18 protein-coding genes are annotated in these 26281 nt (G+C 70.2%); 15 read left to right on the top strand and 3 right to left on the bottom strand.

Annotated elements, in window-relative coordinates; genetic code table 11:
• The first annotated feature begins 129 nt into the window (after positions 1-129).
• Positions 130-468, top strand: coding sequence for a hypothetical protein (locus ACIQ8B_RS14745; RefSeq protein WP_290007671.1), 339 nt, complete (start codon positions 130-132; stop codon positions 466-468).
• Positions 469-653: 185 nt separating this feature from the next.
• Here ACIQ8B_RS14745 and ACIQ8B_RS14740 read toward each other — a convergent pair whose 3' ends face one another.
• A complete protein-coding gene (locus ACIQ8B_RS14740; RefSeq protein ID WP_403546999.1) occupies positions 654-1646 on the bottom strand; it encodes an acetylxylan esterase in 993 nt (330 codons plus the stop codon).
• A 252-nt stretch (positions 1647-1898) separates the two neighbouring features.
• Between ACIQ8B_RS14740 and ACIQ8B_RS14735 the strand changes: the two genes are divergently transcribed.
• From ACIQ8B_RS14735 to ACIQ8B_RS14715, 5 genes are read left to right on the top strand one after another with little or no spacing between them, the layout of a single operon-like run.
• Positions 1899-2891, top strand: coding sequence for a sugar ABC transporter permease (locus ACIQ8B_RS14735; protein WP_290007668.1), 993 nt, complete (start codon positions 1899-1901; stop codon positions 2889-2891).
• Complete coding sequence (locus tag ACIQ8B_RS14730) at positions 2885-3766, top strand: carbohydrate ABC transporter permease (protein ID WP_106411936.1); 882 nt, start codon at positions 2885-2887, stop codon at positions 3764-3766. The genes ACIQ8B_RS14735 and ACIQ8B_RS14730 overlap by 7 nt, the downstream gene beginning before the upstream one ends.
• Before the next feature lie 38 nt (positions 3767-3804).
• Complete coding sequence (locus ACIQ8B_RS14725; RefSeq protein ID WP_403546997.1) at positions 3805-5463, top strand: extracellular solute-binding protein; 1659 nt, start codon at positions 3805-3807, stop codon at positions 5461-5463.
• Entirely contained in the window at positions 5460-6977 is a 1518-nt protein-coding gene (locus ACIQ8B_RS14720; protein ID WP_403546995.1) for a xylan 1,4-beta-xylosidase, read from the top strand. Before ACIQ8B_RS14725 ends, ACIQ8B_RS14720 begins: the two co-directional genes overlap by 4 nt.
• Entirely contained in the window at positions 6974-7657 is a 684-nt protein-coding gene (locus ACIQ8B_RS14715; RefSeq protein WP_290007661.1) for a hypothetical protein, read from the top strand. The genes ACIQ8B_RS14720 and ACIQ8B_RS14715 overlap by 4 nt, the downstream gene beginning before the upstream one ends.
• A gap of 14 nt (positions 7658-7671) precedes the next feature.
• On the opposite strand, the gene ACIQ8B_RS14710 is transcribed toward ACIQ8B_RS14715, so the two are convergent.
• A complete protein-coding gene (locus ACIQ8B_RS14710) occupies positions 7672-9636 on the bottom strand; it encodes an alpha-glucuronidase (RefSeq protein ID WP_403546994.1) in 1965 nt (654 codons plus the stop codon).
• Positions 9637-9754: 118 nt separating this feature from the next.
• Positions 9755-13558, bottom strand: a complete 3804-nt coding sequence (locus ACIQ8B_RS14705; protein WP_403546992.1) for a GH92 family glycosyl hydrolase — start codon at positions 13556-13558, stop codon at positions 9755-9757.
• 376 nt (positions 13559-13934) lie between these two features.
• Between ACIQ8B_RS14705 and ngcE the strand changes: the two genes are divergently transcribed.
• The 9 genes from ngcE to ACIQ8B_RS14660 all read left to right on the top strand — a co-directional run bounded on the left by ngcE (position 13935) and on the right by ACIQ8B_RS14660 (position 26152).
• Positions 13935-15389 carry an N-acetylglucosamine/diacetylchitobiose ABC transporter substrate-binding protein gene (ngcE, locus tag ACIQ8B_RS14700; RefSeq protein WP_290007657.1) on the top strand — a complete coding sequence of 485 codons (1455 nt, stop codon included), beginning with the start codon at positions 13935-13937 and terminating at the stop codon, positions 15387-15389.
• A 77-nt stretch (positions 15390-15466) separates the two neighbouring features.
• Positions 15467-16396: a carbohydrate ABC transporter permease gene (locus tag ACIQ8B_RS14695; protein ID WP_290007656.1), complete on the top strand. Its 930-nt coding sequence runs from the start codon at positions 15467-15469 to the stop codon at positions 16394-16396.
• Between the two features lie 16 nt (positions 16397-16412).
• Positions 16413-17348 (top strand): carbohydrate ABC transporter permease, encoded by a 936-nt coding sequence (locus tag ACIQ8B_RS14690; protein ID WP_106411929.1) that lies wholly within the window; start codon positions 16413-16415, stop codon positions 17346-17348.
• Positions 17349-17531: 183 nt separating this feature from the next.
• On the top strand, positions 17532-18743 hold the full coding sequence (locus tag ACIQ8B_RS14685; RefSeq protein ID WP_290007703.1) for an ROK family transcriptional regulator: 1212 nt from the start codon (positions 17532-17534) through the stop codon (positions 18741-18743).
• 135 nt (positions 18744-18878) lie between these two features.
• Complete coding sequence (locus tag ACIQ8B_RS14680) at positions 18879-19982, top strand: sugar ABC transporter substrate-binding protein (protein WP_198602703.1); 1104 nt, start codon at positions 18879-18881, stop codon at positions 19980-19982.
• Between the two features lie 180 nt (positions 19983-20162).
• Positions 20163-20954 carry an ATP-binding cassette domain-containing protein gene (locus tag ACIQ8B_RS14675; RefSeq protein WP_198602424.1) on the top strand — a complete coding sequence of 264 codons (792 nt, stop codon included), beginning with the start codon at positions 20163-20165 and terminating at the stop codon, positions 20952-20954.
• Positions 20951-22246, top strand: coding sequence for a sugar ABC transporter permease (locus ACIQ8B_RS14670; RefSeq protein ID WP_403546989.1), 1296 nt, complete (start codon positions 20951-20953; stop codon positions 22244-22246). Before ACIQ8B_RS14675 ends, ACIQ8B_RS14670 begins: the two co-directional genes overlap by 4 nt.
• Before the next feature lie 268 nt (positions 22247-22514).
• Complete coding sequence (gene dxs, locus ACIQ8B_RS14665) at positions 22515-24449, top strand: 1-deoxy-D-xylulose-5-phosphate synthase (RefSeq protein ID WP_403546987.1); 1935 nt, start codon at positions 22515-22517, stop codon at positions 24447-24449.
• A gap of 182 nt (positions 24450-24631) precedes the next feature.
• Entirely contained in the window at positions 24632-26152 is a 1521-nt protein-coding gene (locus ACIQ8B_RS14660; protein ID WP_403546985.1) for an amino acid permease, read from the top strand.
• Positions 26153-26281: the final 129 nt, after the last annotated feature.

Here is a 26281-nt window from a genome sequence, read left to right as displayed (position 1 = left end):
GCCCTCACGGACGAGGTGGGAGCGCTCCCATGAGCGTGGCGGACCGGAACCCGTCGCCGGGGCGCGGCCACCTCGTCCGCCCCGCGTCCTTGTCACCCGTCGACCCCCACAGCCGCGGACGGGAGCGTCATGATCGCGCCAATCGAGCCTCGTGCCGGCGTCCGGCCGGCGCTGCGCACCGGCAGCAGGGTGCTGTTCCTCGCCCTGGTCTGCCTGCTGGCCGCGGTGCCGGCGGCCGGCCTGGCCCTGACCTCGGGCGCCGTCACCCACGCCCGCCCCGACACGCTGCCGCGCCCCGAACTCCCCGGCCTGCTCTGCCGGGCGGGCACGACGCCCGCCGCCGGCGCCCCGGACCGCGCCGACGGCATCGTGCGCCTGATGCCCGCGGCCTGCGACCTCCGGGCGGCCTCGCTCGCCTCCCGGCGGACCGCCCACGCCGGAACGGCCCTGTCATGCCGGGCCGGTTGACCTCCGTTCCGGGCCGGCTGCCCTCCACCCCGGGCCGGTGCGGTCACGCGCCCCCCGTCTCGGCCGCCTCCGGGCGGCAGGGCCGCGCCTTGCCGCAGGTCTCCGCCTCCGGGCGGCAGGGCCGCGCCCCGTCCCAGGTCCCCGCCACCTGGCGGCGCGCCCGCGCTCCGTCGCCACCCGTGCCCTTATGCTCCCAACACCCCTCGCAGCCATCCCAGTTGCCGCCGCACATGCACCGCGTCCCCGCCCTCGTGCCCGTTGTACGGGTAGGCGTGCAGCACCTTCTCCTCCTGCCCGCCCGTCAGCTCCGCGTAGCGGTTGTACGCCGCGTACGCGCCGCTCGGTGGGCACACCGTGTCGCGGAGGCCCACGCCGAAGTGGACGGGCGCCTGCGCGCGGCGGGCGAAGGAGACGCCCTCGACGTGGGCCAGGGTGCGGTGGGCCGCCTCCTCCGCGCCCCGGTGGACGGCGAGGTAGGCGCTGATCTCGCCGTACGGCGCCGCGTCCGTGAGGTCCAGCGCGCGGCGGATCCCGCACAGGAAGGGGGCGGTGACCAGGACCGCCGCGAGGTCCGGGACCAGTCCCGCGACCGCCAGCGCCAGGCCCCCGCCCTGGCTGTTGCCCGCCGCCGCGACCCGGGAGGCGTCGGTGCCGGGCAGTGCGCGCACGGCCTCCACCGCGCGCACCGCGTCGGTGATCAGGCGGCGGTAGTGATAGTCGTGCGGGTCGAGCAGCCCGCGCGCCGCCGGTCCGGGGCCGCCCGGCGCACCGGCGTGCGGGTCGGGGGTGTCGCCCCCGCAGCCGTACTGGTCGCCCTGCCCGCGGTTGTCCATCAGCAGATGCGCGTACCCGGCGTTCACCCAGGTCAGCCGCTCGTGGGGGAGGCCGCGTCCGCGTCCGTACCCGGCGAACTCCACCACGGCCGGGAGCGGTTCGGCCGCCCCCGCGGGGCGGCTGAACCACGCGCGCACCGGGTCGCCCGCGAAGCCGCGGAAGGCGACGTCCCAGGTCTCGGTCAGCCGCAGCCCGCTGTCCGCCGGGTCGGCGGAGACCAGAACGTCCCCCGCGCCCGACGCCTCCTCCAGCGTGCGCTTCCAGAACGCGTCGAAGTCCGCGGGTTCGGCGAGGTCCGGGCGATGACGCTCCAGTTCAGCCGGGGGCAGGTCGAACGCGGGCACGCGGCACCTCGCAGATCCGGACGGACGGCACCCCCGATCGTTGCGGGCGTGCCGCAGGAAATTTCGGTGGACGGTAACAGGTCTTGACCGGGTTCCGCAGCGGTCCGTTCCGGACTTCCACGCGCCGTGAAGCGGGAAAAACCGCCTGCGCGCCACCCATTGACACCACTGACCGTGACTCATAAGTTGCCGCGGAGTTACCGGTAGATGCTCGAAAGTTTCGGTCTGTGTCAGGCACGGGAGGCCCGGCCCATGAGCAGCTCCACCACGTCGGCTCCACCCCCGGGCCTCCAGGGCCCGCCGCCGGCGCCCCCGCCCCGCCGCCGCACCCGGTCGCCCTCGCCCACCGGCTGGCGGCGTGCGCTGCGCAAGGACTGGCAGCTCTACTCGCTGGCCGTGCTGCCGCTGCTGTTCTTCCTGGTGTTCCGCTATCTGCCGATGATCGGCAACGTGATCGCGTTCCGCCGGTTCGAGCCGGGCGGGTCGATCCTCGGCGAGTACTGGGTGGGACTGCGGTACGTCGAGATGTTCCTGTCCGACCCGACCTTCTGGCAGGTCTTCCGGAACACCCTGTGGATCGGCGGGCTGACGCTCCTCTTCTGCTTCCCGGTCCCGATCGTGCTCGCCCTGCTGCTCAACGAGGTCCGCCGCAGGTCACTGAAACGATTCGTGCAGTCGGTGTCCTACCTGCCGCACTTCCTGTCCGTCGTGATCGTCGCCGGCATCACGATGCAGATGCTCGCCACGGACGGCCCGGTCAACCACGTGCTCGGCTGGTTCGGGCACGACCCGATCCGGTTCATCCAGGAGCCCGAGTGGTTCCGCACCATCTACGTCGGCTCCGAGATCTGGCAGACCGCGGGCTGGGGCACCATCCTCTACCTCGCCGCGCTCACCACCATCGACGAGGACCTGTACGAGGCCGCCCGGATCGACGGCGCGAACCGCTGGCGGCAGATCTGGCACGTCACCCTGCCCGGCATCCGTCCCACCATGATCACGCTGCTGATCCTCAACATCGGCACGTTCCTGGCCGTCGGTTTCGAGAAGGTCCTGTTGCTGTACAACCCGCTGACGTATCCCACCGCCGACGTCATCTCCACCTACCTCTACCGGACCGGTGTGGAGTCCAACAGCTTCAGCTACGCCGCCGCCATCGGCCTGTTCGAGGCGGTCATCGGCCTGGTGCTGATCACCTCGGCCAACCAGCTCTCGCGCCGCACGGTGGGGACGAGCCTGTGGTGAGCACCATCCGCCCCTCCCGGGGCCACCGCGTCTTCCAGGGCGTGAACGGCGTCGTCCTCACCCTGGTCGTGCTGATCACGCTGTACCCGTTCGTCAACATCGTCGCCCGGTCGTTCAGCGGCGAGCGGGAGATCCGCGCCGGTGACGTGACACTGTGGCCCAAGGGCTTCAACCTCACCACCTACGAGATCGTCTTCTCCGACTCGATGTTCTGGCGGAACTACGGCAACACCGTCCTCTACACGGTCGTCGCCACCGCCGTCGCCATGGTGCTGACCACCTGCTACGCCTACGTCCTGTCCAAGCACCACCTCAAGGGCCGCGGCGCGCTGGTCGGGATCGCCGTGTTCACCATGTTCTTCACCGGCGGCCTCATCCCGAACTACGTCCTGGTCACCAGCCTCGGACTGAAGAACAGCGTGTGGGCCATCGCCCTGCCGAACGCGATCAGCGTCTTCAACCTGCTGGTGATGAAGGCCTTCTTCGAGAGCCTGCCGTCGGAGCTGGAGGAGGCCGCGCAGATCGACGGCCTGAGCACCTACGGCATCCTGCTGCGGATCGTGCTGCCGCTGTCCAAGGCGGTCGTCGCCACCATGGTGCTCTTCTACTCGGTGTCCTTCTGGAACTCCTGGTTCTCGGCGTTCCTCTACATGGACCGCACCGAGCTGATGCCGGTCACGGTGTATCTGCGCAACCTCCTCGCGGGCGCCACCGGCGGCACCGGCGCCGGCGCCACCACCGAGAACCTCACCCAGGTCAACGCCAACATCCAGGCGGTGACGATCGTGCTCACCTCGCTGCCGATCCTCTGCGTGTACCCGTTCGTGCAGCGCTACTTCGTCTCCGGCGTGATGCTCGGCGCGGTCAAGGGCTGACGGCCGTCCGCACCCCCCTCCACCCCCCAGGAGTCCCCGTGAAGAACACCGGACAGCTCTCCCGGCGCCAGATCCTCGCCGCCGCGGGCTTCATCGGCCTCGCCACGCTCACCGGCTGCGGCAGCGGCGGCGACGGCGAGGACGCCAAGGACCTGTCGAAGAAGCGCACGGGCGCCATGAGGAACTACCGCGCCGGACAGCAGTTCAAGGCCACCGAGCCGCTCACCTTCACCGTCCTGCACAACGACAACCCGGTCTACCCGATGAAGGAGAGCTGGCTGTTCTGGAAAGAGCTCACCCGGCGCACCGGCGTCACCCTGGACGCCACCCCGGTCCCGCTGAGCGACTACGAGAAGAAGCGCAGCCTCCTCATCGGCGCGGGCGACGCCCCGCTGCTGATCCCCAAGACCTACCCGGGCGCGGAGACCGCGTTCGTCTCCTCCGGAGCCGTCCTGCCGGTCAGCGAGTACGCCGACCTGATGCCCAACTTCCAGGAGAAGGTCAAGAGATGGAACCTCCAGCCGGAGGTCGACTCGCTGCGCCAGTCCGACGGCCGCTACTACCTGCTCCCCGGACTCCACGAGAAGGTGCGCCAGCAGTACTCGCTGTCCTTCCGCACCGACGTCCTCGCCAGGCACGGACTGGCCCTGCCGGCCACCTGGGACGAGGTGTACACGACTCTCAAGGCGCTCCGTGAGGAGTACCCGGACCGCTACCCGTTCACCGACCGCTGGAGCACCAACACCCCGTTCCCGGCGGGCGCGCTGTTCCAGTACCTCGGCCAGGCGCACGGCGTCCGGGCCGGCTGGTCGTACCTGAACACCACCTGGGACGCCAAGGCGGAGCAGTTCGTCTTCACCGGCGCCACGGACGCCTTCCGCCGGGTCGTGGAGTACCTGCGCACGCTGGTCGCCGAGAAGCTGATGGACCCGGAGAGCTTCACCCAGACCGACGAGGAGGCGGTCGAGAAGCTGCTGGGGGAGAGGTCCTTCGCGATCAGCGCCAACGCGCAGGAACTGGTGCAGAACTACCGCTACAACCTCCAGCGGCAGGTCAAGGGCGCCACCATCGAGATGATCCCGGTGCCGCTCGGCCCGGCGGGTCCGGTCGTCATGGGCGGCGCGCGCCTGGAGAACGGCATGATGATCTCCAGCAAGGCGCTGGAGCGGGACGACTTCGTCGCCCTGATGCAGTTCGTGGACTGGCTCTGGTACTCCGACGCCGGCCAGGAGTTCTGCAAGTGGGGCGTGGAGAACACCACGTTCACCCGCTCCGGCGCCGCGGGCTACGCACTCAGGCCCGGCATCTCCCTCATGGGCTCCGACCCGGACGCCCCGAAGGACCTGCAGAAGGACTTCGGCTTCCACAACGGCGTGTTCACCTACGGCGGCAGCTGGGCCCTGGTGTCCTCCTCCTTCGGGCCGGACGAGAAGAAGTTCACCGACGCGATGGCCGCGCGCAAGGAGCTGTCCACCGACCCGCCGCACCCGCTGCGCGCCGAGGAGCAGGAGCAGGCCACCCTCTGGGACACCCCGCTGAAGGACCACGTCACCCAGAACGCCCTGCGCTTCGTGCTCGGCAAGCGCCCGCTGTCCGAGTGGGACGACTACGTCAAGGAGCTCAAGGCCAAGAACATGGACCGGTACATCGAGCTGCACAACCAGGCGTACCAGCGGTTCCAGAAGGAGAACGCGTGATCCGCGTGCCCGCGGAGCCGGCCGGCCGGCTGTCCGGCGCCTGGCGCGCCTGCGTCGGCACCGGCCGGCTCGACCTCGCCCTGCGCCGCGACCACCAGGACTCCCTCGCCCTGATCCAGCGCGAGATCGGCTTCCGTCATCTGCGCGGCCACGGCCTGCTCAGCGACGGCATGGGCGTCCACCGCCCCTACGCGTGGCAGGGCGCCCGCCGCACCCGCCACTCGTTCACCTACCTCGACCAGGCGCTCGACGCCTGCCTCGCCGCCGGCATCCGCCCGTTCCTCGAACTCGGTTTCATGCCCCGGGAGATGGCCTCGGGGACGCAGACGGTGTTCTGGTGGGAGGGGAACGTCACCCCGCCCGCCGACGAGAAGGAGTGGACCCGCCTGGTGCGCGCGGTCCTCACCCACCTGATCGCCCGCTACGGCCTCGCCGAGGTGCGCACCTGGCCCGTCGAGGTGTGGAACGAGCCGGACCTGCCGCAGTTCTGGCAGGACGCCGACGAGACGGCCTACCACCGGCTGTACGAGGCGACGGCGCACACCGTGAAGGAGGTGGACGCGGAGCTCGCGGTCGGCGGGCCCGCGCTGTCGCCGGCCGCGGACGGCTGGCTGGAGCGGTTCGCCGAGTTCGCCGAACGCCGTGACGTGCCCGTGGACTTCGTGTCCCGCCACGCCTACGCCTCCGGGCCCGCGCAGCACGTCCCGTTCGGCACCCACCAGACCCTGGCCCCGGCGAGCACCCTGCTCGACCAGTTCGCCCAGCCGCGCAAGGCGCTCCGAGGAACGCGCCTGGCCGGACTGCCCGTGCACATCACCGAGTTCAACTCCTCCTACCGGCCCGACAACCTGATCCACGACACCGCCTTCCACGCCGCCTACCTCGCTCCGGTGGTGGCGGCGGGCGGCGACCACGCCGACTCCTTCTCCTACTGGACGTTCAGCGACGTCTTCGAGGAGACCGGCGTCCCCACCGCCCTGTTCCACGGCGGGTTCGGCCTGCTCACCCACCGCCAGATCCGCAAACCCACCTACCACCTGTACGCGTTCATGGCCCGGATGGGGGAGGAACGGCTCGCGCGCGGCGACGACCACGTGGTGACCCGGCACCCCGACGGACGGATCACCGTCCTCGCCTGGGCCCCCGTCGACCCCACGGGACGCACCCCGGGCCCGGACCGGCACACCCTGCGCCTGTCCCTCCCGGTGGGCGGCGAGGGGCGCGGCGAGGTGTTCGCGCGCCGGTCCTCCGTCGACGAGGAGCGCGGCAACGCGTACACCGCCTGGCGGCACATGGGCTCCCCGCACTCCCCGCGGCCCGGTCAGCTCGACGTGCTGCACGAGGCCGCCGAGCCCGCCCGCGGCCACGGCCGGCTGCCCGTCGAGGACGGCCGGACGGACCTCACCGTCACCCTCGCCCGCCACGAGATCACCCTCGTCGAGCTGACCCCGGTGGACGACGAGACCCCGCCCTGGTGGGACGAGCGGCGGCTGCTCGGCGGGGAGGCGCCGTGAGCACGGTACGCGCCGACGCCTTCGGCACCGGCCCGCTCTCCCGGGCCGCCGCGCTGATCCACACGCTCGTCACCGTCGAGGCCCTGCTGCTGCTCACCGCGGCGCCGGGCCTCGCCGGTCTCTTCCTGCTCGCCCCCGACCCCGCCAACCTGCCGCTCGCCGCCCTCTGTCTGCTGCCCCTCGGCCCGTCCGCCGCCGCGGCCCTCTACGCCCTGCACCACCGCAGCGGCGACCTCACCGAACTCCGCCCGGCCCGCGCCTTCCTGCGCGGCTGGCGGATCAACGCCGTCCCCGCGCTGAAGCTGTGGACGCCGCTGCTCGGCTGGCTCACGGTCATCGCGTTCACCCTCACCCACTTCCCGGCCACCGGGCTGCCCGGCTGGTGGGCGTTCCTGCTCGCCGTCATCGGCGTCGGGAGCCTGCTGTGGGGCGCCCACGCGCTGGTGCTGACCGCCCTGTTCGCCTTCCGCGCCCGCGACACCGCCCGCCTCGCCGCGTACTTCCTGGCGCGGCGCCCCCGGACCACCGCGGGCGCCCTGTCGCTGCTGGTCCTCACGGCCGCCGGCACCGCCCTGCTCACCGAGGCGCTGCCCGCCCTGCTCGCCGCGCCGCTGCTGCTGTCGCTGCTGCGCGGCAGCCGCCCGGTGATCGAGGAGACCCGGGACCACTTCACGGTCTGAGGCCGCCCCCGCCCTCAGTGGATGGTGCGCCCGTGCGCGTCCGGCACCCCGGACTTGCGCAGGAAGTAGCTGTTGATCTGGTCCCGCCACTCGCGGGCGCAGCGCAGCTGCTCCTCGAACCGCTCGGCCACCCGCGCGTGCCGCTCCGGCTCCACCAGGTCCACGAGGCCCGCCCACACCCGGCGGGCCTCCTCGGCCTCCTCCACGCCCTCGAAGTGGGTGTCGTAGATGTGCTGGATCACCGTCTTCCCGCTGTGCAGCACATGGCCGTAGGGCACGTGGTGGAAGAACAGCAGCAGCTCGTCGGGGCAGGTGCCGGGGGACTCGTAGAGCTTCGCCCACGGCTCGGCGTACTGCCCGGCGAAGCCGGTGCCCGTCGCGGTGGAGCGGTCGACGCCGATGCCGTCCCGGTCGGCGAAGTGGTAGGTGCCCCACGGGCTGTACTCGTAGCCGTCCACGCTCGGCCCGTAGTGGTGGCCCGGCTGCACCATGAAGCCCACGCCGAGCGGCGCGGTGTACTTCTCGTACGTCGCCCAGGAGCCGTCCAGGATCGCGTGCAGCCCGTCGGCCAGCCGGCCCGGGGCGCCGGGGTGGGTGAGGGCGGTCCACTCGTCGAGGACGGCCCCCGGATCCGCCGCCGGGTCCCACGCCAGCCGCCCGAAGGTGTACAGGTTCGCCTGGGCGAGCGGGTGCCCGGTCCAGAACCGGTCGTCGCCGGCGTTGGACACCGCGACCAGCCCGTCCGCGAGCCGCCCGGCGGCCACCTCGCCGTCCGGGCGGAACCGCAGCGCCTCGCTCCACATCGGGCCCAGCCAGCACACGTGCCGCTGCTGCCCGGTGTACTCCTGGGTCACCTGGAGCTCCACCGCGAGCCGGGTCCCCGGCATCGCGCCGATCAGCGGGGAGACCGGCTCGCGCACCTGGAAGTCCATCGGCCCGTGCTTCACCTGGAGCACCGCGTTGTCCGCGAACTCCCTGTCCAGCGGGGTGAAGTGGTCGTACGCGGCCCGCGCCCGGTCGGTCGAGCGGTCCCGCCAGTCCTGGCGGTGGTCGTAGACGAAGGCCCGCCAGTGCACCGTGCCGCCGTACGGCTCCAGCGCGGCGGCCAGCGCGTTCACCCCGTCGGCGTGCGAGCGGCCGTAGGCGAAGGGGCCGGGCTGTCCCTCGGAGTCGGCCTTGACCACGTACCCGCCGAAGTCCGGGATCGCCTCGTACACGCGGGCGGTCGCCCCCGCCCACCAGTCGCGTACGGCCTCGTCCAGCGGGTCGGCGGTGGGCAGCCCGCCCAGCGGCATCGGCGCGGCGAAGCTGACCGACAGGTGCGTGCGGATGCCGTACGGGCGCAGGGCGCCGGCGATCGCGGCCACGTCGCCGATCCGGTCGGTCAGCAGCCGTGCCTCCGTGGCGTGCACGTTGACGTTGTTGACGGCGACGGCGTTGATCCCGCACGCGGCCAGCAGCCTGCCGTACGCCCGCACCCGGCCGAGGTCCCCGCGCGCCCGGCCGTCCGCCCAGAACAGGGAGCCGCCGGCGTAGCCGCGCTCGACCTGCCCCATCACCGGGTGCACGGCCACGTTGTCCCAGTGGTCCAGCATGCGGGTGGCGAGCGCGGGCCGGTGGGTGCGCGGCGGAAGGTCCCCGGCGAAGGCGTCCTCGCCGAGCCGCACGACGTGGAACAGCCCGTACAGCAGCCCGCGCCCGCCGGACGCGGTCAGTGTCGTGGTACCGCCGCCGCGTTGGAGTGTGTAACCCTCGTCGGCCGGTTCGCCGCCGGTGAGTTCGAGGACCAGGTTGGCGTCCACCGCGTGGCCGTCCCGAGTCACCTCGCCGCCGAACCGCGCGCAGGCGTCGGCGAGTTCACCGTGCACCGTGTCCGCCAGGGGGTCCGTGACGCCCCGCAGCACCGAACGCCGGATGCCGACCGCGCGGAACGCGGCGGCGGGCAGCCAGGCGGCGTCGAAGTCCCCCGAGTCCGTCATGGCTCCATTCTGGTGCACCGGGTGCTCCGGAGGTACCCGTGGCCGGCGGAAAACCCAGGAGTGGGCCCAAGGAGAAGGCGGGCCCGGACCAGGTCCGGGCCCGCCAGGTGAGCGGGGGTCAGCTCAGCAGTTCCACCTCCGCCAGTGTCGCCTCACCGGTCAGCACCAGCCGGTAGTGCGCGTACGCCTTCGGTTCGGCGACCGAGAAGGCGCGGGTCTGCCGGTCCCAGCGGAAGGACTCGTCCGTGCGCCGGTCCAGGTCCCGCCACGCCGTGCCGTCCGCCGAGCCCTGGAGCACCCAGCCGGTGGGCGCCCTGGTGCGGTCGGAGGAGGTCAGCGTGTACTGCACCGCCTTCGCGGCCTTCTCGACCGGCAGGTCGACCGCGGTGACCGTGGCGCCGGTCGCCGAGGTGTTGTCGAACAGGGCGCCGTCGCCCTTCAGCGCGTCCGAGCGGGGCGTGGGCACCTCGTCGTCCTGGGTGATCGACACCGGCGCCGCGTTCTCGCCGGTGCCCCACGCCGACGGGCGCGGGCCCATGTCGAACTCCAGCACGCCGCCCCTGGCGATCACCGAGTGCGGCAGCGCCGTGGAGTTCCACCGCTTGCCGTTGACCTTCAGCCCCTGCACGTACACGTTCTCGGCGCTGTTCCTCGGCGCCTTGACGACCAGGTCGCGGCCGTTCTCCAGGTGCACGGTCATCTTCGTGAACAGCGGGGAGCCGATGGCGTACTCGCCGCTGCCCATCACCAGCGGGTAGAAGCCGAGCGAGGAGAACAGGTACCAGGCGGACTGCTCGCCGTTGTCCTCGTCGCCGTGGTAGCCCTGCCCGATCTCACTGCCGGTGTAGAGACGGGACAGCACCTCGCGCACGTTCTTCTGCGTCTTCCAGGGCTGCCCGGCCGCGTCGTACATGTACAGGGCGTGGTGGGCCACCTGGTTGGAGTGGCCGTACATGCCCATCCGCACGTCGCGCGCCTCGATCATCTCGTGGATGACGCCGCCGTAGGAGCCCTTGAGGTCCGGGGAGGCCGTCTCGGGCGTGGAGAGGTACTCGTCCAGCTTGTCGGCGAGGCCCTTGCGCCCGCCGTACAGGTTGGCGAGGCCCCGGCTGTCCTGGGCGGCGGTGAACGCGTAGCCCCAGCCGTTGGTCTCCGTGTAGTCGTAGCCCCACACCCGGGGGTCGTACGCGGAGGACTTCACCCGCCAGTCGCCCTCGAGGTCGCGGCCCTGGAAGAAGCCCGCCTCGGAGTCGAACAGGTTGACGTAGTCCTGCGCCCGGTCGAGGAAGTACGCGGACTCCTCCTGGTAGCGCTTGTCACCCGTCTTCTCGTACAGCGCCTCGCCCATCCTGGCGATGCCGTAGTCGTTGAGGTAGCCCTCCAGGGCCCAGGACAGGCCCTCGTGGGTCTCGGTGCTGGTGTAGCCGAGGAACGGCGAGGTCGCCATGCCCTTGCGGCCCACACCGGACGACGGGGGCACCACGGTGGCGTTCTTCACCGCGGCGTCGTACGCGGCCTTCGCGTCGAAGGTGTCGACGCCCTTGACGTAGGCGTCCGCGAAGGCGACGTCCGAGGAGGTGCCGGTCATCAGGTCCGCGTAGCCGGGGGAGGACCAGCGCGAGGTCCAGCCGCCGTCCTTGTAGTGCTGCACGAACCCGTCGACCAGCTCACCGGCCTTGGACGGGGTCAGGAAGGAGTACGCCGGCCAGGTCGTCCGGTAGGTGTCCCAGAAGCCGTTGTTGACGTACACCTTGCCGTCCACGATCTTCGCGCCCGTGTGGGTCGGCGTGTCCGGCTCCGGCATCCTCGAGAACGGCGAGGCGTACTTGTACTTTCCGTCGACCTTCTCGAAGCCCGAGTTCGGGTACAGGTACAGCCGGTAGAGGCTGGAGTAGAGCGTGGTCAGCTGGTCGGGCGTGGCGCCCTCGACCTCGACCTTGCCGAGGATGCGGTCCCACTGGCGCTGCGCGTCCCGCTTGACCTTCTCGAAGGAGGTCTTGCGCCCGATCTCCTGGCGCAGGTTGTCCTTCGCCTGGTCGACGCTGATCAGCGAGGTGGCCAGGCGGAGGGTGACCGTGCGGTCCTTGCCCGCGTCGAAGCGCAGGTGGCCGCGCTCGCCCTCGCTGTCGCCGTCGATGGCCTTCTTGTCGAACTCGCCGTAGACGAAAAGCCGGGTCGCGCCGGTGGACAGGCCGGACTTCACGTCCGAGTAGCCGGTGAAGGAGGAGTCCTCCTCGTTCAGCGTCAGCCCCGCCTGGTCCGTGACGTTGTCGAAGATCACGCTCGCGTCGTCACCGGGGTAGGTGAAGCGCATCATCGCCGCGTGGTCCGTCGGCGCCATCTCGGCCTTCACGCCGTTCTCGAAGCGCACCCCGTAGTAGTACGGCCGGGCGGTCTCGTTCTCGTGACGGAAGGCCAGCTCGCGCGCGTCACGGCCGGTCTCCGGCGCGCCCTTCGCGGCCGACGGCATCACCTGGAAGGTCTGCCGGTCGCCCATCCACGGGCTCGGCTCGTGGCTCGCGCTGAACGCCTGGATCGTGGGCAGGTTGTCGTCGTTGTTGCCCGCCGCGTACTCGTAGAGCCAGCTGTCCGACCCGGCGTTGGTCACCGGGGTCCAGAAGTTGAAACCGTGCGGCACCGCCGTCGCGGGGAAGGTGTTGCCGCGCGAGAAGCTGCCGCTGGAGTGGGTGCCGCGGGTGGTCACCGCGTAGTCCGACAGATGCGCCTTCGGCGGCTCGGGCCGCACCCGCTTCAGCGCCACGTCGTCCAGCCAGCCGCGGAACTTCGCCGGGCCCTTGGGGGAGTCGTACGCCACCAGGATCCGGTCGACCGTCTTGCCCCTGGCCACCGAGCCGATCCGGGAGACCACGTTGTTCCACTGGTTGACGTACAGCACCTTGGCGTCGCCCTGGCCACGCGGGGTGAGCGGGAAGCCGTGCTGGTCGGTGGCGCGCAGGTCGCTCAGATAGGTGCCGTCGGTGAAGGCGAGGTCGACGGCGACGTTCGTGGCGTCGTAGTCGAGGTCGCCGTCCGCCATCGACGGGAACACCCGGTAGGACAGCTGGGTGTCCCGCTCGACCTTCACGTCGACGTCGAACACCTTGTTGTACGAGTACGCCCGCCCGTCGGCGAGGTGCCGGCCGGCGTAGCGCAGCGCCCGCAGGCCGGTGAAGCCCGCCCGGGCCTTCGCGGTCGGGGAGCCGGTCGGGCCGTGGTCGACCAGCGACAGCATGTTCCCGGGGACCGGTTCGTCCTCGCCGCCGGCCGCGAACTGCACGTCGGCGAGCTGCACCAGGTTGCCGCTGCCGTTCCTGGTGATCTCCAGCCGGAAGTGCCGGTACGCGCCGACGGCCGACGCGTCCAGCGGGTACGTCTTCGTCTGGAAGCGCTCCTCGAACGTCTCGCCCGAGCGGGTGTCGAGGGTCGTCCAGTTCTCGCCGTCGGCGGAGCCCTTGAGGGTCCAGTCGCGCGGGTCGCGCTCCTCGTGGTCGTTGGCGGAGGTGAGCGCGTAGCGCAGCACCTCGACCGGCGCGTCGAAGTCGAACTCCAGCCAGGCGGTGGGCTCGAAGGCCAGCCACTTGGTGCCGGCCAGGCTGTCGACGAGGTGCTCCTTCACCTCCCGGCCGCTGGTGTTCTCCGCGCTCGCGCGGACCTTCGTGACGTCGTCGGTGATGTTGCCGGGTATGCCGGCGCTGTAGCCGCCGTCGACGCCGGAGGCGCGTGCGCCGCCGCGCGTGGTCTCCACGGTGTTCAGCCAGTCCGGGGCGGGGTCCCCGGACTCGAACGACGAGGAGAACTCCCGGTCGGTCCTCGGCGGCGCCTCGGGGAGCGCCACGGCGACGCCCTGTGAGCCCGCGGCCAAGGCGAAGGCGGTCGTCGCGACGACCGCCGTTCCCCATCTGTGCCGAACCCTCTGTTGCATGCGCGAGCACCCTCCCTGCGTTGGACAACGTTGTCAATTGCAGTACGCAAGGACCAGTAGTGGGTCAGGTGACCGATGATGTCAAGGGGGTTGATGGGCGCATTCGCCGACGATGGCGCGGACTTTTCCGCTGCGCAAGGCATCCGAGGCTCTTATTTCCGTGAGGTCTCAACTCGGAAAAGACGTAAGGGGAACCTTGCATTCGATCTTGCTCCGTCGGCGTGAAGTGGACTATACCTGTCGGCACTCCGGGGCAATCTTCACCGCACCCGACCCGTACCAGCCGCACTTCCTGCACGACCCAGCTTGACCCGAACGCGGTGCCGGGAAGGATCCGGTTCACCGCCTGAGTCCTGGAGAAGGCGAGGACTTGAGCATGGGATCCACTTCCGTCGGCAGCAACGGCACCGGTGACACGAGTGGTGTGGGGCGCCGTGACCTGATCAAACGGTCCGCCGCACTCGGCCTGCTGTCCGTCCCCACGATGAGCTTCCTGTCCGCCTGTGCCAGTGGCGGCGGCGGGGAGGGCGACTCCGGTGACAACAAGGGCGAGACGACCGAATCCAACCCCTTCGGCGTCAAGGAAGGCAGCAAACTCGACATCGTCATCTTCAAGGGCGGTTACGGCGACGACTACGCGAAAGCCTGGGAAGCCTCGTTCGAGAAGAAATGGGGAGTGACGTCGGTCCACACCGGCACCCAGGAGATCACGGGCAAGCTCCAGCCCCGCTTCAACGCCGGCAACCCGCCGGACATCGTCGACGACTCCGGCGCCCAGCAGATCCCGATCGACGTGCTGTACAGGAACGGCCAGCTCCTGGACCTCGCCGAGGTGCTGGACGCCCCGTCGATCGACGACCCCGGCACCAAGGTGCGCGACACCCTCATCCCCGGCACGCTCGACACCGGCATGCAGGAGGGCAAGGTCGTCGCCCTCAACTACATCTACACGGTGTGGGGCCTGTGGTACTCCGGCAAGCTCTTCCAGGAGAAGGGCTGGGAGCCGCCGAAGACCTGGGCGGACTTCCTCGCCGTCTGCGCGGACGCCAAGGCGCAGGGCATCGGCGGCCTCGCCCACCAGGGCAAGTTCCCGTACTACATCAACGTCGCCATCATGGACCTGATCGCCAAGAAGGGCGGCCTGGACGCCATGAAGGCGATCGACAACCTCGACCCCAAGGCGTTCGTCGGCTCCGACGCCGCCACGGAGGCCATCGAGGCGATCTACGAGGTCGTGGAGAAGGGCTATTTGATGCCCGGCACCAACGGCCTGACCCACACCGAGTCGCAGACCCGCTGGAACCAGTACAAGGCCGCGTTCATCACCAGCGGCTCCTGGCTCGAGAACGAGCAGCTCAAGACGACGCCGGACGACTTCGACATGAAGTTCCTGCCGATGCCGCTGCTGCCCGGCAGCGCCCTGCCGTTCGAGGCGATCCGGGCCGGCTCCGGCGAGCCCTTCATCATCCCGTCCAAGGCCAAGAACCAGCCCGCGGCCAAGGAGTTCATGCGGATGATGCTCTCCAGGGAGTGGTCGACGCTGTTCGCCAAGGAGGCCAACTCGCTGACCATCCTCAAGGACGGCGTCGACCCCGGCGTCGAGCTGCGGCCGGGCACCCAGTCCACGGTCGAGGCGACCAAGGCGGCCGGCGACAACACCTTCCGCTACCTGTACACCGAGTGGTACAGCGAGATGGGCGCCGCCATCGAGAACGCCTCCAACGAGCTGATGGCCCGGCGCATCCAGCCCAAGGAATGGCTCAAGCGGGCCCAGGCCGCGGTCGACAAGCAGGCCAAGGACCCGGCCTCGAAGAAGAACCGCCGCGACTGATCTCGCTCGACCGACGACCGCCGCGGGCCGGGAAGGGATCCCGGTCCGCGGCGGCCACACCCAGGGGCAGGGACACCATGCGCACAGGGCAGCACCGGTTCGTCGCGGGATTTCTCCTCTTTCCCGTGGCGCTCTATCTGATCTTCGTGATCTGGCCGTACATCCAGACCTTCGGCTATTCGCTGACCGACTGGAAGGGACAGTCGCAGACCTTCGAGTTCATCGGCCTGGACAACTACACGGCGTTGTTCGAGGACGACATCTTCATGGGTGCCATCTGGCACAACATCCTGTTCCTGGTGTTCATCCCGGTGATCACCATTCTGCTCGCGCTGTTCTTCGCGTTCATGCTGAACGCGGGCGGACGCGGCCGTTCCGGAGGGGTCTCCGGAGTCGCCGGATCGAAGTACTACCGGGTGATCTATTTCTTCCCGCAGGTGCTGTCGCTGGCGATCCTCGCCGTCCTCTTCGGCGCCGTCTACCGCAGCGACGGCGGCGGCATGCTGAACGGCCTCCTGATCGAACTCGGACTGGTCGACGCGAGCAATCCGGTGGAATGGCTCAACGAGCCGAACGTCGTGCTGTGGGCCCTCATGGCGGTCGTCGTCTGGCACGGCGTCGGCTTCTATCTGGTGCTTTTCTCCGCGGCCATGCAGTCCATTCCCAAGGACATCTACGAGGCCGCCCTGATCGACGGGGCGAGCCGCACCCAGTCGTTCTTCCGCATCACCCTGCCGCTGCTCTGGGACTCCGTGCAGACCGCCTGGGTCTACCTCGGCATCGCGGCGATGGACATGTTCATCCTGGTCTCCACCATGACCGCCGGCGACTACGGCGGCGGACCCGACCACCACAGCGAGGTCATGTCCACCGTGATGATGCGCAACTTCCTGCTGTACGGCCGCAGCGGCTACGCCTGCGCCATGGGCGTGGTCATGCTGCTCCTCACCCTGATCGTGTCCGTGGTCATGCTGCGCGCCACCCGTCGCGAGCGCATCGAGTTCTGAGGGCGGAGCAACGACGATGAGCGCACCCCTGAAGGAAACCGCCCCCGCCGGCGACTCCACCCCGCCCCCGCCCCCGGTGAGCAAGGGCGCCGTCCGCCCCGGTGACCGGCGCGGCGAGGGCGTGGTGCTGAACGTCTTCTCGCACGGCTTCCTCGCCGTGTGGGCGGTGCTGATCGTGCTGCCGCTGCTGTGGCTGGTGCTGAGCAGTTTCAAGACCGACGCGCAGATCGGCGCCTCGGCCTTCGGCTGGCCGCAGAACTGGGACCTCGGCGTCTTCTCCCGCGCCTGGGAGAAGGGCATCGGCGACTACTTCACCAGCACCGTGATCGTGCTGGTGATCTCGGTGCCGCTGACCATGCTGTTCGGCTCGATGGCCGCCTACGTGCTGGCCCGCTACGAGTTCCGGGGCAACCGCCTGCTGTACTACTTCTTCGTCGCGGGCGCGATGTTCCCCGTCTTCCTCGCCCTCGTGCCGCTGTTCTTCATGGTCAAGCGGCTCGACATGCTGAACACCTACCACGGCCTGGCCCTGGTGTACGTGGCCTACTCGCTGCCGTTCACGGTGTTCTTCATGCACGCCTTCTTCCGGACCCTGCCCACGGCGGTCTTCGAGGCGGCGATCCTGGACGGCGCCTCGCACACCCGGACGTTCTTCCAGGTCATGCTGCCGATGGCCAAGCCCGGACTGATCAGCGTCGGGATCTTCAACACGCTCGGCCAGTGGAACCAGTACATCCTGCCGACCGTGCTGATGCAGCCGCAGAGCGGTGACGACCCGGAGCGCTACGTGCTCACCCAGGGCCTCATCCAGCTCCAGCAGCAGCAGGGCTACGCCTCCGACCTGCCGGTGCTCTTCGCCGGCGTGACCATCGCCATGGTGCCCATGCTGGTGGTCTACCTGTCCTTCCAGCGGCAGGTGCAGGCCGGCCTCACCTCCGCCACCTTGAAGTAACGCAGCGGAATCCACCGTTCACACGCCGCTCCCGCCCCAGGGAGCGGCGTGTGCGCGTGTGTCCATGCACCCGGAAACGGTTCAACCTCTTGACGGGAGGCGACCCGAACGGCTCAGCTTAGAGTTCACTAGTTGGACATGAACGGGGCCCCGCCGAAGCGGCCCCGCGCGCAGGAGGTCGTCGTGGAGACTCCGGGGTCGCAGTCGTCGCTGCACCGAGCCAACCTGGAGCGGGTCGTCCGGGCAGTACGTCTGGCGGGGTCCCTCACCCAGGCGGAGATCGCGAGGACGACCGGACTGTCCGCGGCCACGGTCTCCAACATCGTCCGGGAGCTCAAGGACGGCGGCACGGTCGAGGTGACCCCCACGTCGGCGGGGGGACGCCGGGCCCGCAGCGTGTCGCTCAGCGGGGACGCCGGCATCGTCATCGGGGTCGACTTCGGCCACACCCACCTGCGGGTCGCGGTGGGGAACCTCGCTCACCAGGTGCTGGCGGAGGAGTCCGAGCCGCTGGACGTGGACGCCTCCTCGTCCCAGGGCTTCGGCCGGGCGGAACAGCTGGTCAACCGGCTGATCGAGGCCACCGGGGTGGACCGGTCCAAGGTCGCGGGCGTCGGGCTCGGCGTGCCCGGCCCGATCGACGTCGAGTCCGGCACCCTCGGGTCCACCGCGATCCTGCCCGGCTGGTCCGGGACCCGTCCCGCCGAGGAGCTGCGGGGGCGGCTCGGCGTGCCGGTGCACGTGGACAACGACGCCAACCTCGGCGCCCTAGGCGAGATGGTGTGGGGCAGCGGCCGGGGCGTGCGCGACCTGGCGTACATCAAGGTCGCCAGCGGTGTCGGCGCAGGCCTGGTGATCAGCGGGAAGATCTACCGCGGTCCGGGCGGCACCGCGGGCGAGATCGGGCACATCACCCTCGACGAGTCCGGCCCGGTCTGCCGCTGCGGCAACCGCGGCTGCCTGGAGACCTTCACGGCCGCGCGCTACGTGCTGCCGCTCCTCCAGCCCAGCCACGGCACGGACTTGACCATGGAGGGCGTCGTACGGCTGGCCCGGGACGGCGACCCGGGATGCCGCCGGGTGATCGCCGACGTGGGCCGTCACATCGGCAGCGGTGTCGCCAATCTGTGCAATCTCCTGAACCCGAGCCGGGTCGTGCTCGGCGGCGATCTGGCCGAGGCCGGCGAGCTGGTCCTGGGCCCCATAAGGGAGTCCGTGGGACGCTACGCCATCCCCAGTGCGGCGCGTCAACTCTCCGTTCTTCCAGGGGCACTCGGGGGCCGCGCGGAGGTGCTGGGCGCCCTCGCCCTGGCGCTGAGCGAGATGGGCGATTCGACCCTTCTGGACGGAACTGCGACGGGGACCCTCGCCGCGTCCGCCCCTGCCTTCACTTAGAGAACGGATGGCACCGTTGCCATCTCGTTAAGGATTTACTTCTTGACGTCGCACGTGTGGCCGAGTTGACTTCCAGCCACCTCGGCCGCAACGACGCGGCCTCGTCAGGGAGGTTTTGTAGAAGTGAACACGCGTATGCGTCGTGCCGCCTTCGCCATCGCCGCGGGTGCGATGGCCGTCTCGCTCGCCGCCTGTGGCAGCGCCGCGGAGTCCGGCGACAAGAGCGACTCGGGTGAATCCGCCGCCGCCAAGGGCGACGACATCAAGGTCGGTCTGCTCCTGCCGGAGAACCAGACCGCGCGGTACGAGAAGCTCGACAAGCCCTTGATCGAGAAGAAGGTCAAGGAGCTCACGAACAACAAGGGCGAGGTGGTCTACGCCAACGCCAAGCAGGACGCCAGCCTGCAGAACCAGCAGGTCGACACGATGGTGACCAACAAGGTCGACGTGCTCATCGTGGACGCGGTGGACTCCAAGGCCATCGCCGGCTCCGTGAAGAAGGCCAAGGACGCGGGCATCCCCGTCGTCGCCTACGACCGCCTCGCCGAGGGCCCGATCGACGCCTACACGTCGTTCGACAACGTGACCGTCGGCAAGACGCAGGGCGAGGCCCTGCTCGAGGCGCTGGGCGACAAGGCCAAGGACGGTCAGATCGTCATGATGAACGGCTCCTCCACCGACCCGAACGCCGCCATGTTCAAGGAGGGCGCGCACTCCGTCCTCGACGGCAAGGTCAAGATCGGGCGCGAGTACGACACCAAGGAGTGGAAGCCCGAGAACGCCAACGCCAACATGGAGGGCGCCATCTCCGCCCTCGGCAAGGACAAGATCGTCGGCGTCTACTCCGCCAACGACGGCATGGCGGGCGGCATCATCACCGCCCTCAAGGCCGCGGGCATGAAGAACATCCCGGTCACCGGCCAGGACGCCGAACTCGCGGGCGTGCAGCGCATCGTGACCGGTGAGCAGTACATGAGCGTCTACAAGCCGTACCCGCAGGAGGCGGAGGTCGCCGCGGAGATGGCCGTCGCGCTGGCCCAGGGCAAGTCGCTGGACTCCATCGCCAAGGACAAGGTCGACAGCCCCACCACCAAGGGGATCCCGTCGGTGATCGTCCCGGTCGTCTCGCTGACCCAGGACAACATCAACGACACCGTGATCAAGGACGGCATCTACACCGTCCAGGAGATCTGCGCCGGCAAGTACAAGGCCGCCTGCGACAAGATCGGCCTCAAGTAAGCAGTCCCGCCGCCCGTCGACAAGGGGAGTCCGCAGACCCGGACTCCCCGACGGGACGACTGCCACGCGCTTCCGCCGGCGCCCCGCACACATCAGCCCCGCAAGCTACGCGGGGCGCCGGACGGAACACCACCCCCCAATCCCTTGCACAACCTCCCGCCGGGTCAGGCGGCGAAGGAGATGGTTCACGTGTCCGCTACGCCCGTGCTGGCGTTGCGCGGGGTCTCCAAGCGGTTCGGTGCCGTCCAGGCGCTCACCGACGTCGAGCTTGAGGTCCACGCCGGTGAAGTGGTCGCCCTGGTGGGCGACAACGGTGCCGGAAAGTCCACGCTGGTCAAGACGATCGCCGGCGTGCACCCCATCGATGAAGGCGTCATCGAGTGGGACGGCAGGCCCGTGCAGATCAGCAAGCCGCACGACGCCCAGAACCTGGGCATCGCGACGGTGTACCAGGACCTCGCGCTGTGCGACAACATCGACGTCGTCGGCAACCTCTACCTGGGCCGGGAGCTGCGCAGGCGCGGCGTCCTGGACGAGGTGGAGATGGAGCGCCGCTCCCGCGAGCTCCTCGACACCCTGTCGATCCGCATCCCCAGCGTCCGCATCCCGATCGCCTCGCTGTCCGGTGGACAGCGCCAGGTGGTCGCCATCGCCCGGTCCATGCTCGGCGAGCCCAAGCTGGTCATCCTGGACGAGCCCACCGCCGCCCTCGGCGTCGAGCAGACCGCGCAGGTCCTCGACCTGGTCGAGCGGCTGCGCGAGCGCGGCCACGCGGTCATCCTCATCAGCCACAACATGGCGGACGTGAAGGCCGTGGCGGACAAGGTCGCCGTCCTGCGCCTCGGGCGCAACAACGGCGTCTTCGAGGTCAAGTCGACCTCGCAGGAAGAAATCATCTCCGCCATCACGGGCGCCACGGACAACGCCGTGACCCGTCGTGCGGCGCGCACCAATGGGGAGATCACGAAGTGAGCACCGAGAAGACCTCCACCCCCGCCGCCGAGGACCACTCCGTGGCGAACCCCGACGCGGCCGCCAAGGCGGTCACCGCGGTCGACCCCCGGCTGCTGGTGCGCGAACAGGGGCTGGCGGGCTACTGGAACGAGTTCAAGCGGAAGATGAAGGCGGGTGACCTCGGCTCCCTCCCCGTGGTGGTCGGCCTGCTGGTCATCTGGGCCATCTTCACCAGCCTGAACGGCAACTTCCTCACCGCCGGCAACTTCTCCGACATGTCCGTCGCCATGGTCGGCACCGGCATGATCGCCGTCGGCATCGTCTTCGTCCTGCTGCTCGGCGAGATCGACCTGTCGGTCGGTTCCGTCAGCGGCGTCGCGGGCGCCACGTTCGCCGTGCTGAACATCACGAACGGCATGAACGAGATCCTGGCCCTGGTGCTGGCGATCCTCACGGGCACCGTCGCCGGTGCGATCCACGGCTTCATCTTCGCCCGGATCGGCGTGCCCGCCTTCGCCGTCACCCTGGCCGGCCTGCTGTTCTGGCAGGGCTTCATGCTCCAGATCCTCGGCGACAACGGCACCATCAACCTGGACTCCGAGGGCCTGGTCGTCAAGCTGACCAGCTACTACTTCACCGACGTGGCCGCCGCGTACGGTCTGGCGCTGTTCGCGACCGTGGCGTACTTCCTCGCCGCGTTCTTCGACAACCGCCGCCGTGAGGCCGCCGGGGTGCCCTCCCGCCCGCTGAACGAGATCATCGTGCGGACGGCGCTGCTCGCGATCCTGGCCTTCGCCGTCGCGATCGTGTTCAACCAGTACAAGGGTCTGCCGCTGGCCGTGGTGATCTTCCTGGCCTTCCTGGTCCTCACGGACTTCGTGCTGCGCCGCACCTCCTACGGCCGCAAGGTGTTCGCGCTCGGCGGCAGCGTCGAGGCGTCCCGCCGTGCCGGCATCAACGTGGAGCTGATCCGGATCTCGGTCTTCGCGATCGCCGGCACCTTCGCCGCGATGGGCGGTCTGTTCGTCGCCTCGAAGATCGCCTCCGCGAACCAGGGCGCCGGTACCGGTGAGTTCCTGATGAACGTCATCGCCGCGGCGGTGATCGGCGGCACCTCGCTCTTCGGCGGCCGTGGCCGCACGTGGGACGCGCTGCTCGGTGTGATGGTCATCGTGTCCATCCAGTACGGACTGGCGCTGGAGGGCATCGCCTCCCCGGTGCAGTACATGATCACCGGTGGTGTGCTGCTCGCCACCGTCGTCATCGACGCGGTGACGCGGAAGACGCAGAAGACCGCGGGGCGGGCCTAGCCCCGGCCCGTCGGCGGCGGGCCGGCCAACGGCCGCTCGCGCCCACGCGGCGAAGCCGCACGCCGACGGAGCGCCGCGCCCCTCGGGGCGTGACTGTGCCCGGCGCCTCCTCAGGCGCCGGGCACAGTCGTGTCGCGGGGGACGGGATGCGGGGTACTGCCGAACGGGTGACGTACGACGCACCGCCCCGGGAACGATCGGTTGAGCGGAAGATTAGACTCGACCCGCCCGGCAACAGCTCGATCAGCTCTACTGCAAGGAGGCACGGGTGCCGCTGCTGACCCGCATCAGGGGACCGCGCGATCTGGACCGGCTCACCCTGGAGGAGCTCGACCAGCTGGCCGGGGAGATCCGGACCTTTCTCGTCGACGCGGTCTCCAAGACCGGCGGCCACCTCGGCCCCAACCTCGGCGTGGTGGAGCTCACCATCGCCCTGCACCGGGTGTTCGAGTCCCCCAAGGACAAGGTCCTCTGGGACACCGGCCACCAGTCCTACGTGCACAAACTGCTGACCGGCCGGCAGGACTTCTCCAAGCTGAAGATGAAGGGCGGCCTCTCGGGCTACCCCTCGCAGGCCGAGTCCGAGCACGACGTCATCGAGAACAGCCACGCCTCCACCGTCCTCGGCTGGGCCGACGGCATCGCCAAGGCCAACCAGCTCATGAAGCGCGACGACAGCCACGTCGTCGCGGTCATCGGCGACGGAGCCCTCACCGGCGGCATGGCCTGGGAGGCGCTCAACAACATCGCCGACGCCAAGGACCGCCCGCTGGTCATCGTCGTCAACGACAACGAGCGCTCCTACTCGCCCACCATCGGCGGCCTCGCCAACCACCTGGCGACCCTGCGCACCACCGACGGCTACGAGCGCTTCCTGACCCGCACCAAGGACCTCCTGGAGCGCACCCCGGTCGTCGGCCAGGCCCTCTACGACACCCTGCACGGCGCGAAGAAGGGCCTGAAGGACTTCATCGCCCCGCAGGGCATGTTCGAGGACCTCGGCCTGAAGTACGTCGGCCCCATCGACGGCCACGACATCGAGGCCCTGGAGTCCGCGCTGGCCCGCGCCAAGCGGTTCAACGGCCCGGTGATCGTGCACTGCATCACCGAGAAGGGCCGCGGCTACCAGCCCGCCCTCCAGGACGAGGCGGACCGCTTCCACGCCGTCGGCAAGATCCACCCCGACACGGGCCTGCCGATCGCCACCTCGGGCGCCGACTGGACGTCCGTCTTCGGCGAGGAGATGGTCAAGCTCGGCGAGGAGCGCGAGGACGTCGTGGCCATCACCGCCGCCATGCTCCAGCCGGTCGGCCTCGACAAGTTCGCCAAGCGCTTCCCCGACCGGGTCTACGACGTCGGCATCGCCGAGCAGCACGGCGCGGTCTCCGCCGCCGGCCTCGCCCACGCGGGCGTCCACCCCGTCTTCGCCGTGTACGCCACCTTCCTGAACCGCGCCTTCGACCAGGTGCTCATGGACGTGGCCCTGCACCGGTGCGGGGTGACCTTCGTGCTGGACCGGGCCGGCGTCACCGGCACCGACGGCGCCTCCCACAACGGCATGTGGGACATGTCGATCCTCCAGGTCGTGCCCGGCCTCCGGCTCGCCGCCCCGCGCGACGCCGACCAGGTGCGCGCCCAGCTCCGCGAGGCCGTCGCCGTCGAGGACGCCCCCACCGTGGTGCGCTTCTCCAAGGGCGCCGTCGGCCCCGCCGTGCCCGCGGTGGGCCGCGTCGGCGGCATGGACGTGCTGCGCGAGCCCGGCACCGACGCCCCCGACGTGCTGCTGGTCTCCGTGGGAGCGCTCGCGCCGATGTGCCTGGAGGTCGCGTCGCTGCTGGACCGGCAGGGCATCTCCACCACCGTCGTCGACCCGCGCTGGGTCAAGCCCGTCGACGAGGCCATGGCCCCGCTCGCCGCGAAGCACCGCGTCGTCGTCACCGTCGAGGACAACTCGCGCGTCGGCGGTGTCGGCTCCGCCGTCGCCCAGGCGCTGCGCGACGCCGGGGTGGACATGCCGCTGCGCGACTTCGGCATCCCGCCGCGCTTCCTCGACCACGCCTCGCGCGCCGAGGTGCTCGCCGAGATCGGGCTGACCGCCCCGGACGTCGCCCGCCAGGTCACCGGCCTCGTGGCCAAGCTGGACGGGAAGTACGAGCGCTCCTCCGCGGACGCCGTCGACTCGGTGGAGCCCGCCCGGGACTGACCCGCCGTCCGCGCGCGGCACGCCGTCACGGGGCCGGTCGCGCTCACGTGGTCCGGACGGGCCGCGCGTGCCACTGTGAAAAGTGGCGCGCGCGGCCCGCTCGCGTGAAGGCGCCCGCGTCGGGGCATGCGCACCACGCCCCCTCTCGATCATGTCGAGGACGACAAGCGTGGGAGGTACCCGTGACAAGCCCCCTCTTCCGGACGAAGAAGGTGGAGGAGTCCATCCGCGACACCGAGGAGCCCGAGCACGCCCTCAAGAAGTCCCTGTCCGCGCTGGATCTCACCGTCTTCGGCGTCGGCGTCATCATCGGCACCGGCATCTTCGTCCTCACCGGTACGGTCGCCAAGGACAACGCCGGGCCGGCCACCGCCGTGGCCTTCGCGGTGGCCGGTGTCGTCTGCGCGCTCGCCGCGCTCTGCTACGCCGAGTTCGCCTCCACCGTCCCCGTGGCGGGCTCCGCGTACACGTTCTCGTACGCCTCCCTGGGCGAGCTGCCGGCCTGGATCATCGGCTGGGACCTGGTCCTGGAGTTCGCGCTCGGCACGGCGGTGGTGGCCGTCGGCTGGTCGGGCTACATCCAGTCGCTCATGGAGAACGCCGGGTGGGAGATGCCCGCGGTGCTCGGCAGCCGCGAGGGCTCCGACGTGTTCGGCTTCGACATCCTCGCCGCCGCCCTGGTGCTGGTGCTCACCGGCATCCTCGTCCTCGGCATGAAGCTGTCCGCCCGGGTCACCTCGGTCGTCGTCGCCGTCAAGGTGACCGTCGTGCTGGTCGTGATCATCGCCGGCGCCTTCTTCATCACCGCCGACAACTACGACCCGTTCATCCCGCCCGCCCAGCCCGTCCCGGCCGGTCAGAGCCTCGACTCCCCGCTGATCCAGCTGATGTTCGGCTGGGCCCCGGCCAACTTCGGCGTGATGGGCATCTTCACCGCCGCCTCGGTGGTCTTCTTCGCCTTCATCGGCTTCGACATCGTCGCCACGGCCGCGGAGGAGACCAAGAACCCGCAGCGCGACATGCCCCGCGGCATCCTCGGCTCGCTGTTCATCTGCACCCTGCTGTACGTCCTGGTGTCGATCGTCGTCACCGGCATGCAGCACTACACCGAACTGTCCGTGGACGCCCCGCTCGCGGACGCGTTCAAGGCCACCGGACATCCCTGGTTCGCCGGCTTCATCAGCTTCGGGGCCGCCGTCGGCCTGACGACCGTCTGCATGATCCTGCTGCTCGGCCAGACCCGGGTGTTCTTCGCGATGAGCCGCGACGGGCTGCTGCCCCGCTTCTTCTCCCGGGTCCACCCGCGCTTCAAGACCCCGCACCGGCCGACCGTCCTGCTCGGCGTCCTCATCGCGGTGCTGGCCGGCTTCACCCCGCTCAACGAACTGGCCGCGCTGGTGAACATCGGCACGCTGTTCGCCTTCGTCATCGTCGCGATCAGCGTGCTCATCCTCCGCCGCACCCGGCCCGACCTGCCCCGCGCCTTCCGCGCCCCGTGGGTGCCGGTGCTGCCGATCGTGTCGGTGGCGGCCTCGCTGTGGCTGATGCTCAACCTGCCCGCCGAGACCTGGATCCGGTTCGGCGTCTGGATGGCGATCGGCGTCGTCGTGTACTTCCTCTACAGCCGCCGCCACAGCCGGCTGGCGCGCGGGGAGGACGCGGAGCCCGGCGCCGCCGGATCCTCCGGCGGGGGATCCGGCTGACCCGGCCGGTCCGCCCGGCCCCGGGGGCCCGGGGCCCCCCCCCCCGCCGGGGGGGGGCCCGGGCCCCCCCCCGGGCACGCCGCGGACACCCCCGAGAACGATTTGCCCCCCCACCCCCACCCGTGGGGT

Source organism: Streptomyces sp. NPDC096105 (assembly GCF_044763335.1).
Classification (GTDB): Bacteria; Actinomycetota; Actinomycetes; order Streptomycetales; family Streptomycetaceae; genus Streptomyces.
Note: the sequence above shows the minus strand (reverse complement) of the source record. Positions and strands in the feature narration are given on the sequence as shown.